General features: G+C 49.6%; 11 protein-coding genes, 1 tRNA gene, 2 pseudogenes, 1 riboswitch and 1 other annotated feature. All 14 genes and pseudogenes read right to left on the bottom strand.

The window, feature by feature from the left end:
* Nucleotides 1-110: 110 nt before the first annotated feature.
* Nucleotides 111-1,100, bottom strand: a pseudogene (gene ilvC / locus ACZOWY_RS08820) (ketol-acid reductoisomerase); the annotation flags it as partial.
* 103 nt (nucleotides 1,101-1,203) lie between these two features.
* Complete coding sequence (ilvN, locus tag ACZOWY_RS08815; RefSeq protein WP_484395786.1) at nucleotides 1,204-1,707, bottom strand: acetolactate synthase small subunit; 504 nt, start codon at nucleotides 1,705-1,707, stop codon at nucleotides 1,204-1,206.
* Nucleotides 1,708-1,859: 152 nt separating this feature from the next.
* Nucleotides 1,860-2,094 (bottom strand) — a binding site (T-box leader).
* Nucleotides 2,095-2,316: 222 nt separating this feature from the next.
* On the bottom strand, nucleotides 2,317-3,642 hold the full coding sequence (locus tag ACZOWY_RS08810; RefSeq protein WP_484395782.1) for an MATE family efflux transporter: 1,326 nt from the start codon (nucleotides 3,640-3,642) through the stop codon (nucleotides 2,317-2,319).
* Between the two features lie 105 nt (nucleotides 3,643-3,747).
* Complete coding sequence (locus ACZOWY_RS08805; RefSeq protein WP_484395779.1) at nucleotides 3,748-4,524, bottom strand: histidinol-phosphatase HisJ family protein; 777 nt, start codon at nucleotides 4,522-4,524, stop codon at nucleotides 3,748-3,750.
* Between the two features lie 118 nt (nucleotides 4,525-4,642).
* Nucleotides 4,643-5,749, bottom strand: a complete 1,107-nt coding sequence (gene ychF / locus ACZOWY_RS08800; protein WP_484395775.1) for a redox-regulated ATPase YchF — start codon at nucleotides 5,747-5,749, stop codon at nucleotides 4,643-4,645.
* A gap of 427 nt (nucleotides 5,750-6,176) precedes the next feature.
* Nucleotides 6,177-7,604 (bottom strand): FAD-binding oxidoreductase, encoded by a 1,428-nt coding sequence (locus ACZOWY_RS08795; protein ID WP_484395769.1) that lies wholly within the window; start codon nucleotides 7,602-7,604, stop codon nucleotides 6,177-6,179.
* 160 nt (nucleotides 7,605-7,764) lie between these two features.
* Nucleotides 7,765-7,851: pseudogene (locus tag ACZOWY_RS08790) on the bottom strand (glycerate kinase); the annotation flags it as partial.
* Nucleotides 7,852-8,270: 419 nt separating this feature from the next.
* A tRNA-Ala gene (locus ACZOWY_RS08785) sits at nucleotides 8,271-8,346 on the bottom strand.
* 212 nt (nucleotides 8,347-8,558) lie between these two features.
* Nucleotides 8,559-9,341: a heparan-alpha-glucosaminide N-acetyltransferase domain-containing protein gene (locus ACZOWY_RS08780; protein WP_484395764.1), complete on the bottom strand. Its 783-nt coding sequence runs from the start codon at nucleotides 9,339-9,341 to the stop codon at nucleotides 8,559-8,561.
* A 132-nt stretch (nucleotides 9,342-9,473) separates the two neighbouring features.
* Nucleotides 9,474-11,465 carry a molecular chaperone HtpG gene (gene htpG / locus ACZOWY_RS08775; RefSeq protein ID WP_484395759.1) on the bottom strand — a complete coding sequence of 664 codons (1,992 nt, stop codon included), beginning with the start codon at nucleotides 11,463-11,465 and terminating at the stop codon, nucleotides 9,474-9,476.
* 218 nt (nucleotides 11,466-11,683) lie between these two features.
* Nucleotides 11,684-12,997: a phosphomethylpyrimidine synthase ThiC gene (gene thiC / locus ACZOWY_RS08770; RefSeq protein ID WP_484395753.1), complete on the bottom strand. Its 1,314-nt coding sequence runs from the start codon at nucleotides 12,995-12,997 to the stop codon at nucleotides 11,684-11,686.
* 193 nt (nucleotides 12,998-13,190) lie between these two features.
* Nucleotides 13,191-13,289: riboswitch (TPP riboswitch) on the bottom strand.
* An 80-nt stretch (nucleotides 13,290-13,369) separates the two neighbouring features.
* Nucleotides 13,370-14,158, bottom strand: a complete 789-nt coding sequence (locus ACZOWY_RS08765) for a TPM domain-containing protein (protein WP_484395749.1) — start codon at nucleotides 14,156-14,158, stop codon at nucleotides 13,370-13,372.
* A 16-nt stretch (nucleotides 14,159-14,174) separates the two neighbouring features.
* Nucleotides 14,175-15,278, bottom strand: a complete 1,104-nt coding sequence (locus ACZOWY_RS08760; RefSeq protein ID WP_484395745.1) for a TFIIB-type zinc ribbon-containing protein — start codon at nucleotides 15,276-15,278, stop codon at nucleotides 14,175-14,177.
* A gap of 102 nt (nucleotides 15,279-15,380) precedes the next feature.
* Nucleotides 15,381-16,667, bottom strand: a complete 1,287-nt coding sequence (gene serS, locus ACZOWY_RS08755) for a serine--tRNA ligase (protein WP_484395742.1) — start codon at nucleotides 16,665-16,667, stop codon at nucleotides 15,381-15,383.
* Nucleotides 16,668-16,693: the final 26 nt, after the last annotated feature.

Raw genomic sequence — 16,693 nt, 5'->3', positions numbered from 1 at the left:
GCCTCTATGCTGCGTTACTGTTATACTTATTTTTTCGGAGCAGATTTCTTGGTCGGCGCTTTTTTAGCCGTGGACTTTTTGGCAGGAGCAGGCGCTGCCGCTTTGGGAGCCTGCAGCCAGCTCATCATGCTGCGCAGTTTTTTACCAACTTCTTCCAACTGGGTTTCTGCATGGATGCGGCGCTCTGCCAGGAAATGCGCACGGCCGGCGGACCGGTTTTCCAGCAGCCAGTCTTTAGCAAACGTACCGTCCTGAATTTCCTTCAGCGCTTTCTTCATCGCCGCGCGGGTCTCATCGGTAACGATCTTTTTGCCGGTATGGTAATCGCCGTATTCCGCTGTATCACTGATGGAGTGACGCATTTTGGCCATGCCGCCTTCATACATCAGGTCAACGATCAGTTTCATTTCATGGAAGCATTCAAAGTACGCGATTTCCGGCTGATAGCCTGCTTCAACCAGCGTATTGAAACCGGATTCCATCAAAGCGGTCACGCCGCCGCACAGTACGCACTGTTCGCCGAACAGGTCGGTTTCAGTTTCTTCTTTGAAGGTAGTCTCGATAACGCCTGCGCGGGTACCGCCGATGCCGCGAGCATACGCCAGTGCCAGGTCAAAGCATTTGCCGGATGCGTCCTGATATACCGCAAATACGTCGGGAACGCCGGAGCCTTCCGTAAATACGCGGCGTACCAGATGGCCGGGGCCCTTCGGGGCAACCATAAATACGTCTACATCAGCAGCCGGGATAATCTGTTGGAAATGGATATTAAAGCCATGGGCAAAAGCCAGTGCGCTGCCAGATTTCAGGTTTGGCGCGATTTCGTTCTTATAAACGTCAGCCTGTTTTTCGTCCGGAATCAGGATCATGGTTATGTCCGCCCATTTTACAGCTTCGCCTACCGTCATTACTTTTAAGCCGGCAGCTTCCGCTTTTGCTGCAGATTTGGATCCTTTGTACAGACCAACCGCGACTTCCAGACCACTGTCACGAAGGTTCAGCGCATGGGCATGACCCTGGCTTCCGTAACCGACGATTGCAACCTTCTTGCCTTTGATAACGTCCCAGTTTACATCCTGATCGTAATACACTTTTGCCATGATAAATCTCTCCTTTTTTTAATAAAATAAATAATTTGAATAAAGAACTCACGAAAATAAATTATGTATTCTGCGCCCCGGACCAGACCGGAAACGTGGATACCTACATCTTCTTTACCGCGTTGGAACCACGGGACAGGGAAATTTGGCCGGTGCGGGCCATCTCGATAATTTCATATTCCTTCAGCATCTGCAACAGCGCCTCTATGTGGTCTTCCCTGCCGGTGACCCGCATGACCACAGCTCCCGGATTGACGTCCACGATTTTTGCGTGGAACAGGTCCGCCAGGTTGGCAATATCAGACAGTTCCTGTGTGGAACCCACTTTGACCTTGATCATGGCCAGTTCATAGCTGATGAACGGCGCCTCATCCAGATTTACGACCTTTATTACATCAATCAGCCGGGCCAGCTGCAGGATCGCCTGGTTCAGTGCCCGCTGGTCTTCTACGGACACGACGATGTTAATACGCGTCACGTCCGGCTCTTCCGTATACCCTGCATTGATGTACTCAATGTTGATGGCCCTCCGGCTGATCAGACCGGCCACATGTGTCAGAACGCCCGGTTTATTATCGCACAGAATCGCCAAATGCTGCTTCATCATTTTGTTTTCCCCCTGTATGCCTGAAATTATCTTTACGCTGTTTTACTGGAAAAAACAGTATCTGAAGGTGCGGATTCATACCTCTGAACATCTTTCGTTTCGTATTATAAAAACGGAAGCCGCTCACCATATAAAAAACCGTCCCCCATAAAGTGAGGGACGGAAACAATCCGCGGTACCACCCTGATTCCCGTAAGTTTTACGGACACTTTGCTACGTACTAACATACGCGTTTCCTGTAACGTGGAAAAAACGCAGGCGCTTAATGCGGATTCAGCGCCGGTCTTCCGGGAGGATCTTCCTCTGCCCGCCGTCACCGGTTTTCACCATCCACCGGCTCTCTGGGACCTGCCGCAGCAGAATACTCTTTCCCTTCATAAGATGTACCTAATTTAAAATTACGTTATGTAGATTATAAAAAAAGAAATTTTTTTTGTCAAACAAAAACAACGCAAATAATATTTTTTGGAGAAAAAAATTATCAGATTTTTGAAAAATGTAACAACTGATACAAAAAAAGCCGTGCAGCATTTGTCACGGCTTTTTTCATTCCGGTACGATTCTTTCCAATCGGATCGTCAATGTTTCCTATCAGGCCTGCAATTTTTTCTACCGGTTCAGTTTCTCAAACAGGCTGATAAAATACCGGTACGCGAAAAAAAGAAAAATGGAACCGGCTACCCAGGCCACTGGGCTGGCATAACAAACACCCCGATATCCCCAGTCCACAGCCAGGAACTTGGCCACACCGGTCCGCATACCCAGCTCGATCAGGGAAGAAGCCAGTGGCACCATACCCACGCCCATACCCTGCACGGCACTGCGGTAGATAAACATCTGACTCAGGAAAAAGTAGAACGGCACAGAACAGTTCAGATACAGCAGTGCGTCCTTGACCACGTCAGGATTCCCTTCTTCAATGAAGATACCGATTATATTTTCACTGAAAAAGAAAATGAGGATACCTGCAACGAAGGCAAAGGCCATGGCAATGATGGAACATTTTGTAACCGCGTCACGGATCCGCTGAAACTGTTTGGCCCCGTAATTCTGGGCGCTGAAGGCCGCCATGGCGATACCGAAGGAAGCCATGGGCTGCAGTGCCAGCTGCTCCACCCGGATGGCCGCCGTAAAACCGGCAATAGTATTGGGGCCAAAGGAATTGGTGATGGACTGGATCAGAAGGATGCCGATGCCCAGAATAGAAAACTGCCCCGCCATGGGCAAACCAATCTTCAGGTGCGCCAGGGCAAAATCTCTGTCCCATTTCCAGTCAACTTTTTTTAAACGCAAAATGGGAAAATGCTTCCACATGTAAATGACACAGAGAAACGCCGAGATGCCCTGGGCCATAACCAGCGCATAAGCGGAACCGGGCACACCCATACCGAATTTCAAAATAAACAGCAGGGCCAGCCCCACATTGATAATAGTTGCAAAAATCAGAAAGGCCACCGGTGTTTTGCTGTCCCCCAGAGCACGCAGCACAGCCGAAAAAAAGTTGTAGGCCATCATGGCCCACAGACCTTCTGCCACGATCAGAATATAACTGCGTGTGTCTTCGTACAAAATCTCCGGCAAGTTCATCAGGGCCAGCAACGGATCGATAACGATGAACATGGTCACGGCCAGGAAAATGACCGCGATGATGCTGAGCATCAGACTCATGGCCACGCTGCGCCGCATTTTCTCCAGATCCTCTGCACCGAAGAACTGACCTGTCAGCACGGTGAACCCGTTGGACATACCCATAGTGATCATCACCAGCAGCATAAAAATCGGAGCCGCCGCACCGACAGAAGCCAGCGCGTTGACACCGATGGTACGTCCTACAATAATAATATCCGAAATGCTGTACATCTGCTGAAAAATATTGCCGATGATCAACGGCACCATAAACGTCAGCAGCAGTTTCAGGGAATTCCCTGAAGTCATACTCTTTTGCATAAAACTACCTGTATGGTTTGTTACCCAGTACTTTATGAAACGCCAGCTCATCCCCACGCCTGTCTGTGCGGCAGAAAATTCGCGGCGTTACCTTCACTTCACCGTATCAAGAACCATTTTTCTTTCTTTAAAATACACCGGTTGCAGCTCCGCTTCTTTCGCCATGGCGACCGCTACAGCCAAACGTCGGCCGATGTGATCCGTGTAATGGGCGTCACTGCCCAAGGTGCAGTATTTGCCACCCAGTTCTTTGTAGCGTTTGTATAAAGGTAGCAACGATTGAATCGCCGTTTCAGAATCCAGCCGACGGGTATTGATCTCGATTGGTTTATTTTTTTCTATTAAAATTCTAAAAAGCCGATCCCACTCCTGCTGATTTTGTTTCACGTGAAACTCTTTGTCTTCGTACGGCCAGTAACGGCAGATGTAATCGATGTGACCGAAGGAATCAAAATTGTTGTGATTTTCCGCGCAACGGATGCTGTCCCGGAGGAAATCGTGCATGGTTTCTTCTTTGGACAGTCCGTTGTACGTTGTTGCTTCGTACAAATCCAGCCGGTTCATCATATGGATGGAACCGATCACAAAATCAAAGGGGTACCCTTCCGCAACCTTGTCTTCTTTTTCCGCCAGATGAGGCTGCATCCCCACCTCAATACCCAGCAACACGTTATCGCTGCGCAAAGGCAGGTTCTGTTTAAAATACGCGTCCCGGTCGAAGAGGAACTGCTCTGGGTTGGTGGGATATTCATAATCCCAATGCTCTGTCAGAATCATCCCGATGCCCAGCTTCGCGGCCGTGTCTGCCGCCTGCCGTAACGTCATTTTTGAATCACAGGAAAACTCACAGTGATTGTGTGTGTCAAACATGTTCTTCTTCCTTATGAATTTACTCTATAATAATGCCGATCCCGATATAGCAAAACAATAGCCGGCAGATTGCTTCTGTAAGCGCAAACGCCGAATCTTTTCATTACATTCGCCAGGTTTACACATTAAACCTGAATTCCACCACGTCCCCGTCCTGCATCACATAATCCTTGCCTTCCAGACGAATCAGGCCTTTTTCCCGGGCAGCCACTTTGCTGCCGCATTTTACCAAGTCGTCATAGGAAACAATTTCCGCTTTGATAAATCCTTTTTCAAAATCCGTATGGATTTTTCCCGCTGCCTGAGGCGCTTTTGTACCGATGTTGATGGTCCAGGCCCGGCTTTCGATTTCACCGGCAGTGAGATAAGTCTGCAGGCCCAGCAGTTTGAAGCCCGCTTTTATGAGACGGTTCAGGCCGGCTTCCGTCAGCCCTTCCATTTCCAGATATTCCTTTGCTTCTTCTTCCGGCAGTTCCGCGATTTCCGCTTCAACTTTGGCAGAAATCACAACCACTTCCGCATGTTCCTGGGCCGCGAATTCCTGCACCGCTTTCACATGGGGGTTGCCGCTGGCATCCGCCGCTTCGCTTTCCGCCACGTTGCAAACATAGATGATGGGCTTACGGGTGAGCAGATGCAAATCATACAGCATGGCCTCTTCTTCCGGCGTAAACTCCATGCGGCGGGCGGGAACGATATCCTCCAGCCCTTTGGCGATGCGCTCCAACAATTCCTGCTCCGCTACAGCCTTTTTGTCATGGGCTTTCAGCAGCTTTTCCACTTTTTTCATCCGGTTATTGACGGTATCAATATCCGCCAGGCACAATTCCGTGTCAATGATCTGGATATCCCGCACCGGATCAACGCTGCCTTCCACGTGAGTCACATTTTCATCTTCAAAACAGCGTACCACCTCGGCGATGGCGTCCGTGTTACGGATATGGCTGAGGAACTGGTTGCCCAGGCCTTCGCCCTTGGACGCACCCTTCACCAGCCCGGCAATATCCACAAAGTGCATGATGGCCGGCGTGATTTTTCGGGAATTGAACATCTTTGCCAGCACATCCAGCCGTTCATCCGGAACCGCAACCACACCTTCGTTGGGCTCAATAGTGCAGAAGGGATAATTAGCCGCTTCCGCCCCGGCCTTGGTGATTGCATTAAATAATGTACTTTTACCCACGTTGGGAAGCCCCACGATACCTACATCCAAATTCGTGCTCACAGTTTATTCTCCTTTATCGTACTGCATTATGGTATTACAGAATGTAATCTAATTATAAATGACATATAATTATATCATAAGAGCATGCAGCTTGCAAAAAGAAACGGGGGCACGGCTGCACGACCAGCAACAGACAGGAAATTCTTATTTAAGTTTAAGGTGTTATATGATTCCTATCTGTACTTTTCCAACGTTGCATAATGCTTTTGAAATTCTGCCATAAGATCCGGCCAGGCATCCCCAACCATACCAGCATTACACAAAAGCAAGAAACAAACAAAGACAATTACATTACGTACCATTTTCAATCCACCTCACCACGCTTCAGTAAACACTGCATCATTGAATCATCATAAAAAGCCGGATGCGTAAAACACGCACCCGGCAATTCAAAACGATACGGTAACCAAATTACTTCGCCATCGTGTCAGTCCGTCACATACGTGCAGACCTTTCCTGGATTTAACAGTCCCTTCGGATCAAATACAGCCTTAATGCCCTGCATCAGTCCCATCACGTCACTTCCAACATAGTCCTCCAAACGTTTGACGGAAACAGCTCCGATGCCGTGTTCCCCGGAGATCAGGGCGTTCATTCCTTTGCCCCGGGCATAAATCAGATCCAGGAACTTATCGGACCGGGTGCGGAATTCCTGTTCCTCCATGCCGTTCGCACAGAGTTTGATATGGATGTTGCCGTCCCCGGCATGTCCGTAGGTATTAATATCCAGACCTACCTCGCCCGCCAGGCTCTGTGCATATTCCACAATCTCCGCGATGTAGCTGATGGGAACCACGATGTCACACTCCTCCACCTTGTCATAGGTTTCAAGGATTGCCTCCGGCACTGCCCGGCGCATATCCCAGGCAGCTTTCATCGCATTGGCATTATCAAACACAAGCACATCCAGCGCACCGCCTTCCAGCATAACTTCGGCGGCTGCCTCCATGGTCTCTTCCATCTCCTCTTCCCGGCGGCAGTCAAAGCTGGTCAGAAGGTATGCTCCCACGTCGACTCCCTCACTCTTGGCAGGATAGACCACCTTTTCCGTAAATTTCTCCGCCCGTTCTACATTGGACCGGGGCATAAATTCCAGAGACTGGGGATCCAGCCCGGAGTGCTTGACCGCAGGTACGCAACGGATACAGGCCGCCAGATCCTCGAACATTCCCAGAAGGGAGACAGTGAATTTTGGCTGGGGGATAAACTTCAGTCCCAGTTCCGTGATGATTCCCAAGGTTCCCTCAGAACCAACCATCAGATGCATGAGAGAATACCCGGAACTGTTTTTGCTGGGTTCACCGCCCAGTTTCACCACACGGCCATCGGGAAGCACCACCGTCATGGTACGAACATATTCACGGGTACAGCCGTATTTCACAGCCCGCATCCCACCGGCGTTAGTGGCCACGTTTCCACCCACCGCAGCGAACCGTTGGCCGGGGTCGGGCGGATAAAACATACCGCGCTCCGTACAGGCAGTGGCCAGGTCAGCCAACAGGACGCCAGCTTCAATGTGAACCAGACTATTCTCCATATCCCAGCGCAGAATATGGTTCATCTTGGTCAGATCAATGACCACACCACCGCAGATGGGCGCGCAGCCGCCGCTGAGCCCGGTTCCGGCCCCGCGGGGAATGATGGGGATGTTGTTCTCGTACAGAATTTTGCAGGCTTTGGAAACCTCCTCCGTAGACCGCGCCAGAACTACAGCGTCCGGCATGCGAAACCCGGCGGACACCATCTCATCGTGGGCATAATCCTCGGTGAGTGCGTCTCCGGCCAGAACACTTTCGGGGAGCGCAGCGGTGAGTTGTGCAAGTACTTCAGGGGTCAGGGATTGAAAAGTCATCACGTCCTCCTAATCAAACAATTATCATTTACGCTTAAAGATGTAATAATATACTTTTACTCAAATTTCATAGTAATAACCATCTTAAAATCATTCTTATTTTATCATAATCTAATTCTATTACGCAACAAACTTCTAAAAAATATAACACATACAGAAAACCCCGCCGGAACCCGTCTGCCACTGCCTGTCCCGCCTGGAGGGATGAAAGGCTTCCCTTGAACGAATCCATAGCTATGACTGTTTTCATCCTGATTCCCCTCGTTTCAGAACCATAAACATGTTATATATAAATAATTATACTACATTATTAACGTAAAACAAAAAATCCGGATTAAGGAGATTATCCCCCCTAAGCCGGATAGTTGCATTTCATTTGATTCATCCAGTGCTGCCGCTATCATGCCTATATTAATTATTCTCCTAACTGATTAAGCGCTTCTTTATCAGTGATTTCTTTATTCCAATCCTCCATATCAATCGTACAAATTTCCAACTATTTTGCAACGAAAATATGAAAACGCATGTTAAAGTGAGCAGAGAAATGCTTCGTTCACAATCTTGGAAAAAGCAAAACTAAATAAATAAACAGAAAACCCCATCAGCTAACAATACTGATGGGGTCTGTATTTAAGACACTATCTTTACAAAAAGTGTCGAGGGTTCTAATGGTGGAGATGAAGAGGATCGAACTCTCGACCTTACGGATGCGAACCGTACGCTCTCCCAGCTGAGCTACATCCCCACAAAAAAGATTACGGTACTATATTACGCCAACTCGATGAAAAAAGCAAGAGGAAATTCAGATTCTTTTTAATTTTTCTTAAGGAGTCGCTGCTTAAATAAGCTTGTGTGCCGGCCGAAGTTTTTTGAGACTGACAAAGAGATGGTCCGACGGCGCAGTCAGTCACAAAAAGCTTCGGCCGGTATGCAGACAATTAATCAATGTTTCCTTTTTTATTTTATAAGGACAGACAACAGCAGCAAAATGACTGGCTGGTGTAACAGGTAAATCAGAAGAGAGCGCCGCCCCGGTTTTTCAAAAACGGAAATTCCTTTTGCAAAAAATGCGGGCAACGTTATTGTGGCCACTGCGTTTTTTCCTGACAATTCATTTTCTTCTTCCGTGCAACGGCATAAAAAGTATCCTGCCAGGAATAAAAAGTACCATGGAATTAAAGAAAAATAATCCGCAGAGAAAAAATTTTTGTCCTGAAAACCCAGAAAAGTCGCCAGCATCCCCTGCTTGTACCAGGCTTCCGGCAATCTGTACAGGACAATATTCTCAAATCCCAGCGTTTCTTCATTAATATTACGCAGCAGGAAAAAGAGCAGACTTGCCAGCAACAGGCCGGTCTTGCCGGAACAGTTACGCAGTAACGGCATGAGCGCTGTTGTCAACAGCATGGCACAGCCCAGGAAAAAAAGCACGCCGAAAATAATCGGGCTTTCCGGGGTAAACAGAAAGGTGGAAACAGTGACAAGAACACCGGCCGCCAGTAGTATCAGTCCCCGTTTACAGGATGCAAACCCAGACGAATCTTCTTTTTTCAGTCCCATACAGAACCCGCTGATCAGGATAAATGCCCAGCAGATGCTCTGCTGCCAGACATGCCCTGCCGTTCCCTGAAACCAGGGCCAGTCAAAATGGTAAAGATTCACCAAATCCCAACAGGCGTGGAATACTATCATACTCACTACGGAGATGCCCCGCAGTGTATCTAATAACCGATAACGCATTGAAAAACTCCCGTGTTCCGAAACGCTTTGATATCATTGCTTTTTTCATTATATCATACTCCGGCGAAACAAAGTTAAACAAAAAACGACAGCGCCTTCCGCAGAAACGCTGTCGTTCTGATTTACAATTTTTTATTTTGCCATCATCCGCGCGATCTGCTGAGCCAGCGCAGCCGGATCGTCCGGAATCATGCCGTCCAGCAGCAGAGCCTGGTCAAAGAGCAGGGCGCAGAAATCTTTAAAGTCCTGACTGTCCTTGCCCTGATCGTGGGCTTCCTGTAATTTGGCAAACAGCTTATGTTTCGGGTTCAGTTCCAAAATACGCTGGGCCTTGAACATGGGCGCGTTGGCCATGGCAAAGGCCTGCTCCATGGCGAAGCTGGGACCGTATTCCCCGGCCACCAGGCAGACGGCGCTGTCCTTCAGCCGGTTGGTCAGCTTCACTTCGTTGACTTTTTCTCCCAGCACTTCCTTGAAATCTTTCAGCAGGGTCTCATTGTCTTTGGCGATATCTTCCGTTTCCTTCTTGCTGGTTTCGCTTTCCACATCGCCCAGGTCCAAATCGCCCCGGCTCAGGGACTGGAACTTTTTGCCTGCGTATTCCTGCAGCGCTTCCAGGCAGAACTCGTCCACCGGATCCAGCAGGAACATGACTTCAAATCCTTTGTCCTTCACCGCTTCCATCTGGGGCAGGTGTTCAATGGCTTCTTTATCTTTGCCGGTTGCGTAGTAAATGGCCTTCTGGCTTTCCGGCATCCGGTCAGTATATTCTTTCAGGGTGCAGAGCTTGCCTTCCTTGCTGGTCATGAACAGCAGCAGGTCCGCCAGCTTATCTTTCTTGCTGTCCGGATCGTACACACTGTTATACACGCCGGCCTTTAAGGAACGGCCGTACTCGTTCCAGAACTTTTCATATTTTTCCCGTTCTTTGGCCAGCATATCCGCCAACTGTTTCAGGATATTTTTCTCCAGGTTGCGGCCAATCACTTTGATGGTATGATTCTGCTGCAGCAGTTCCCGGGAAATATTCAGGGACAGGTCCGGGGAATCTACCAGACCTTTTACAAAACGCAGGTAATCCGGCAGCAGGTCTTTACATTTTTCCATAATAAATACGGAACGGGAGAAGAGTTGCAGGCCCGGTTCATATTCCTGGAAATACAGGTTGGCCGGCGCCTTGCCCGGAATATACAGCAGCGCGGTGTATTCCACGGTGCCCTCTGCACGGGTGTGGTAGTACCACATGGGGTCTTCCCACTCGTGGAATTGATGCTTGAAAAATTCATTGTACTCTTCCGTTTTAATGGAACTCTTGTTCCGTTTCCACAGGGGAGTCTGGGAGTTCAGGGTCTTGTCTTCTGTTTTTTTAACCGGCGGCAGCTTGTCGTCGATATCGCCCTTGTCGTTGCGGGCCGGTTCCTCCGTAGTTTCTTCCATTTTAACAGGATAGCGGATGTAATCGGAATATTTTTTCACCAGGCTTTCCAACGTCCAGTAGCTGGTCATATCCTGCTCCGCGCCTTCGCCGGCATAGGCTTCGCCCAGCTGCAGAGTGATGCTGGTACCGTGTTTTTCCACCTCGCAGGGTTCGATAGTGTACGTGCCGTCAGCGGCGGATTCCCACTTCCAGCCTTCCTTTTCCCCGGCCTTGCGGGTCACCAGCGTTACTTTGTCGGAAACCATGAACGCAGAATAGAAACCTACGCCAAACTGACCGATCAGATCTTTCGTCGTGTTATCAGTCTTGGCGTCTTTACCGGCTTCTTCTTCAACCTTTTTGGCAATCTTGTTGGCTTCTTCCAGCTTGGCCAGGAATTCTTTGGTACCGGACTGGGCAATCGTTCCGATGTTTTTGATCACTTCTTCTTTCGTCATACCGATGCCGTTATCGGTGATGGTCAGGGTCTTTGCTTTTTCATCCGGGGTCAGACGGATTACAAACTCACTGTCCCCTTCCAGCAGTTCGCTGTTGGTAAGGGACGCAAACCGCAGCTTGTCAATGGCGTCGCTGGCGTTGGAAATCAGCTCGCGCAGAAAAATCTCGTGATTCGTGTAAATGGAATTGATCATTAAATTCAACAGCTGTTTGGTCTCTGCCTGAAACTCAAACTTTTCTTTTTCCATGGTAAAACACTCCTTTTATATACATGATTCTGTAAACAAATGGTTTTGCGATGTATCTGAAGAATATCTCTTAACAATATCTGCAAATATTTCATCGCACGGGCTTTAGCACTCTTTTTATCAGAGTGCCAGCCAGCATACATATAATACCACGCTTGCAAAGAAAAGTCAAAAAGTCAACGACAATTTCACAAAAATTTCCTGACAAAACCATTTCTTTACAATATATCAATCAATTCCCCTGCCAGCGCTTTGTTAATACTGCGAACGGCACAGAATTTCCCGCACATGCTGCAGGTATCGCTGTGATCGTCTTCCGGAGCGCGGCTGGCCCGGACAGCTTTGGCGGTCTCCGGATCAATGGCTTCTTTCCACTGTGCTTCCCAGTCCAGTTTACGGCGGGCATCTGCCATCCGGTCGTCCTGCTCCCGTGCGTGGGGGATGCCTTTGGCAATATCTGCCGCATGGGCCGCAATCTTACTTGCGATGATACCCTGTTTTACGTCTTCCACATTAGGCAGGGCAAGATGTTCCGCCGGCGTCACATAGCATAAAAACGCAGCCCCTGACATAGCGGCCACCGCGCCGCCGATGGCGGCCGTGATATGGTCATACCCCGGTGCGATATCCGTGACCAGCGGTCCCAACACATAAAAGGGCGCGCCCTTGCAGATGGTCTGCTGTACTTTCATGTTGGCCGCGATCTGGTCCAGGGGCACATGGCCCGGCCCTTCCACCATTACCTGCACATCCTTTTCCCAAGCCCGCTGGGTCAGTTCGCCCAGCCGCACCAGTTCCTCAATCTGGCATTGGTCGGTGGCATCCGCCAGGCAGCCCGGACGGCAGGCGTCCCCCAGGCTGATGGTCACATCGTGTTCCCGGCAGATGTCCAGAATTTCATCATAATATTCATAGAAAGGATTTTCCTCGCCCGTCATACTCATCCAGGCAAAGACCAGGCTGCCGCCCCGGCTCACTAAATTCATTTTACGTTTGCCGGCCCGGATCTGCTCAATGGTCTTCCGGGTGATGCCGCAGTGCAGGGTTACGAAATCCACGCCGTCCTCTGCATGGAGGCGCACTACGTCAACAAAATCTTTTGCTGTCAACGTATTTAAGTCTCTCTGGTAATGAATGACCGCATCGTACACCGGCACCGTACCGATCATGGCGGGACATTCCCGGCACAGTTTCTGCCGGAAAGGCTGGGTATTGCCATGGCTGGACAGGTCCATGATGGCTTCCGCCCCCATGTTCACGGCGCTCATCACCTTTTTCATTTCAATATCGTAATCCTTGCAGTCGCGGCTGACGCCCAGGTTCACATTGATCTTGGTCTTCAGCATACTGCCGATGCCGTTGGGGTCAAGACTTTTATGCAGCGGGTTGGCCGGGATAACGATCGTTCCGTTTGCCACCCTCTCCCGGATAAATTCCACGGAACGGTCTTCCTTCGCAGCTACCTTTTCCATTTCCGGCGTGATGATGTTTTTCCGCGCTGCTTCCATTTGGGTGTAATAAGATTTTTCCATATTATTTTTCCCCTTTTGCAAAAACGTTTTTGCGTAATTATTTTCTAATCAGATATTTTTCGTAACTTTTTTCCTGTACGCTACAGATTGTAAAAAAATTTTACTGTTGACTTTAATAAAATTTCACGTGAAACAAAATGCAGGCAGTGCCTTTACGGATACTGCCTGCTAAACATTGTTGCAAACTTTTTTGCAAATCTTTTTCTGACATTCCTACGTTGGCATTATCCAAATCAGGTTCCGGGTCGAGCCCCTGGGCTCCTCTCAGCAAATCGCTCCCCGTGTCACAGTAATATAAAATTGTTAATATTCATCTGTCTGCTTACAGTTCAGCAAAACTATCCTGTACGACGACATCTGAAAAGTCCGCTGCTAGAAGCTGCCTCCGCCGCCGCCGTGGCCGCCGGTGCCTCCGCTGCTGCTGCCTCCACTACTATTGTTGGATTTGGCTTTTGGTACTACGGCCGTGTGGGTGTACAGGTAACGGTCATTCTGACCAATCAGATTGAAGGTTTCCTGTTTCAGATACTGTCCTGCAGATACAGCGTTGGTGACATTGCTCATGGAGTTCACCATGCTCTTCTTCACACTGCCGCCGAACAGCAACGAAAGGAGAGCGGCAATGCCTGCCGCGCCAAAGCTGAATGCATTGGACGGATCGTAGGCTTCCCCGTTCTTTTCATAATAGGTCATCAGCTCATCGACTTTACTCCCATACTTGTTGAAAGCCGCCGCGTAATTCCCTTTTTTCAGATCGTTGAGAAACGCATTCTTCAACTCGCCGGTAACCACCTTGTCGATAATCTTAGTCCGCATGGTCTTATCCGTCGTGATATGCCACTTTCGGTTATCCATGCTGATGACCATCAGGATGCTTCCTTTTTCCGCGTTGGCAAAATATTGGTCCTGGACTGCCTGGGCGTAATCCCTGATATTCATCCCCTGGGTAGACTTAACCGTCAGTACCGCACAGCGGATACCGTGTTTGGTTTCAATCTGCCGCAGGTTGGACAAAAGGTTCGTCTTATCAACCGGTTTTACCAGGGCTGCGCCGTCCACAAAACTGGGATACTGCTGTCCGGAGGTTGCAGCTGCAAACCCGGTGGAGACCGACAATAACAGGGAAACCAGCATCGTCATAATCGCAAAAATTTTTTTCATGATCTGCCGCCTCCCCTCAACCGATTAAGAATTTCGCAAGGAAATAGATGATAGGCGCCGGAATCAGCGTGGCAAGAGCCTGGTATTTGGTTGCTTTTCCCTTATCCCAGGGCAGGCTGCCAATAAACTTGCCGGTCTGTCCGTTCATCATAAATGTATAAGGCTGATTCTGGTAACGGGTGGTCAGGATCCACACTGGCACCAGGGCATATTTGACGCTGCCTACGTCTTTACGCACAGCGCAGGATTCCATCTGATGCCGAAGGTAACCGGTTACGGTACCCTCCAGCACCCCTGCCGCACTATGTTCCACCCGCTTGTCTGCACGGGGCACGCTGTCTTCCGCGGAAACATCATATTTATCCGCCAGGTACCCGGTCAGATACGCCGTGGTAAAGGGAACCATTTCGCTGTAATCAAACGGTTCGATGCTTTCCATGTAGGCATCATCCATCTTCTCACTGCCGTCCACCGGGATACGTTCAAATTTCATAGTGCCGACACGTTCTACATCGTAAACGCTGGTCTCGGTAATAATTGCATCCGGCGTATCAATGACCATGTCATTCTCCGCCTTGAAGACCGCCGATGCCGTAACTTCCGAATCGAACAGCCAGAAAGGAACATACATAGGCTGGATATCCTCCACGCGGTTATTGGCCGTGAAAGCATCCGGCAGCAGCTTCCGGCCCTCATAAAACTTCTTCAGGGCTTCCACTGCCTCTTCCTTCGTTTTCTTGAAGGGAATCACGTAGTCCGGTTTCAGCATCCCCTTAAACCGGGACGGAATCATGGTAGGATTACCGCAGTAACAGCATTCCGTAGCCATAGTATTTTCATCGCAGACCAGTTCTGCACCGCAGCTGGAACAGGTAAAAGTTTTCAGAAACGCGCTTTCATCTTCCGTAAACTCGCTGCCTGCATGTTCGGTATCCCACTTGGCCTCTTTGGCCTCTGCCGCCTGGGCGGCCCGTTCTTCCTGCTTGTTGAACATTTCCTCAATGGTTTTGACCTCAAATTCCGTACCGCAGTACTCGCAGGTCACTTTGTCATGTCCCGGCAGAAAGCTTAAGGGCGCGCTGCAATTAGGGCACTTATAGCTTACAGATGTATCCGCCATGTTGTCACCTCTCTTTATATATCACGGAGACCTTACAATAAAATGCCTTTCTGTGCATATCGCACAGCCTCACAACATATGTCTCAAAATCAATACGGATACTTATTTGTTCTTTTCCGGTACGGGGATCACGTCACATCCCATGTACTTACGCAATACTTCCGGCACCACTACGCTGCCGTCTTCCTGCTGGTAATTTTCCAGGATGGCAGCAACGGTACGGCCCACTGCCAGGCCGGAACCGTTCAGGGTATGTACAAATTCCGGTTTGGACTTGGCGTCCCGGCGGAACCGGATGTTGGCACGGCGGGCCTGGAAGTCCAGGAAATTGGAGCAGGAAGAAATTTCACGATAGCGGTTCGCCTGGGGCAGCCATACTTCCAGATCGTAGGTGGTGGCGCTGGAGAAACCAAGGTCGCCGGTACACAGCCGTACCACATGGTAAGGCAGACCTAACAGCTGCAGCGCATGTTCCGCATTGTTGGTCAGGCTTTCCAGTTCGTCCCAGCTCTGTTCCGGACGGGTGAATTTCACTAATTCTACTTTATTAAACTGATGCTGGCGGATCAGGCCCCGGGTATCTTTGCCCGCACTGCCGGCTTCGGCACGGAAGCAGGCACTGTACGCGCAGTAACGCAGGGGCAGATCATCCCCGCTCAGGATCTCGTCCCGGTGCAGGTTGGTAATGGGCACTTCCGCCGTGGGAATCAGGTACATATCCATACCCTGCAGCTTGAACATATCTTCCGCAAACTTCGGCAGCTGACCGGTGCCCTGCATGCTGTCTGCGTTAACGATGAACGGCGGGAAAAATTCCGTATATCCGTGCTGGGAGGTATGGAGATCCAGATAAAAGTTGATGACAGACCGTTCCAGACGGGAGCCCAGACCCTTGTACACCGTAAAACGGGCGCCGGAAATCTTATGGCCCCGTTCAAAATCGAGAATGCCAAGCTTCTCTCCGATATCCCAGTGGGACAGCGGCTCAAAATCAAACTTGCGGGGTTCACCCCATTTCCGCACTTCCGGATTATCCGCATCGCTCTTGCCAATAGGGCAGTCATCCGCAGGTACATTAGGAATTGACAGCATAATTTCCTTCAGGCGGGCCTCAATTTCACGGAGACGGGCGTCATCCGCCGCAATTTTATCGCCGATGGCACGCACTTCTGCCATTTTTTCTTCCGCACTTTCGCCGGCTTTTTTCAGTTTGCCGATTTCTTTGGAAGCCGTATTCCGTTCGTTTTTCAACACTTCTACCTGCTGCGTCACTTCCCGGCGTTCCTTATCCAGTGCCAGAAACTCATCCAGATTCAGTTCCCCGTTACGGTTATGAACAGCTTCAATTACTTTTTCGGGATTTTCCCGTACAAACTTCATGTCTAACATGTCGATCTTTCCTCCAGGTTGTTTGA

The organism is Succiniclasticum sp. (assembly GCF_056977735.1).
Note: the sequence above shows the minus strand (reverse complement) of the source record. Positions and strands in the feature narration are given on the sequence as shown.

Coding starts and splice junctions, on each gene's coding strand:
- ACZOWY_RS08805 (WP_484395779.1), bottom strand. CDS start 4,524: ATGTTTGACACACACAATCACTGTGAGTTTTCCTGTGATTCAAAAATG.
- ACZOWY_RS08780 (WP_484395764.1), bottom strand. CDS start 9,341: ATGCGTTATCGGTTATTAGATACACTGCGGGGCATCTCCGTAGTGAGT.
- ACZOWY_RS08765 (WP_484395749.1), bottom strand. CDS start 14,158: ATGAAAAAAATTTTTGCGATTATGACGATGCTGGTTTCCCTGTTATTG.
- htpG (WP_484395759.1), bottom strand. CDS start 11,465: ATGGAAAAAGAAAAGTTTGAGTTTCAGGCAGAGACCAAACAGCTGTTG.
- serS (WP_484395742.1), bottom strand. CDS start 16,667: ATGTTAGACATGAAGTTTGTACGGGAAAATCCCGAAAAAGTAATTGAA.
- ACZOWY_RS08810 (WP_484395782.1), bottom strand. CDS start 3,642: ATGACTTCAGGGAATTCCCTGAAACTGCTGCTGACGTTTATGGTGCCG.
- ilvN (WP_484395786.1), bottom strand. CDS start 1,707: ATGATGAAGCAGCATTTGGCGATTCTGTGCGATAATAAACCGGGCGTT.
- thiC (WP_484395753.1), bottom strand. CDS start 12,997: ATGGAAAAATCTTATTACACCCAAATGGAAGCAGCGCGGAAAAACATC.
- ACZOWY_RS08760 (WP_484395745.1), bottom strand. CDS start 15,278: ATGGCGGATACATCTGTAAGCTATAAGTGCCCTAATTGCAGCGCGCCC.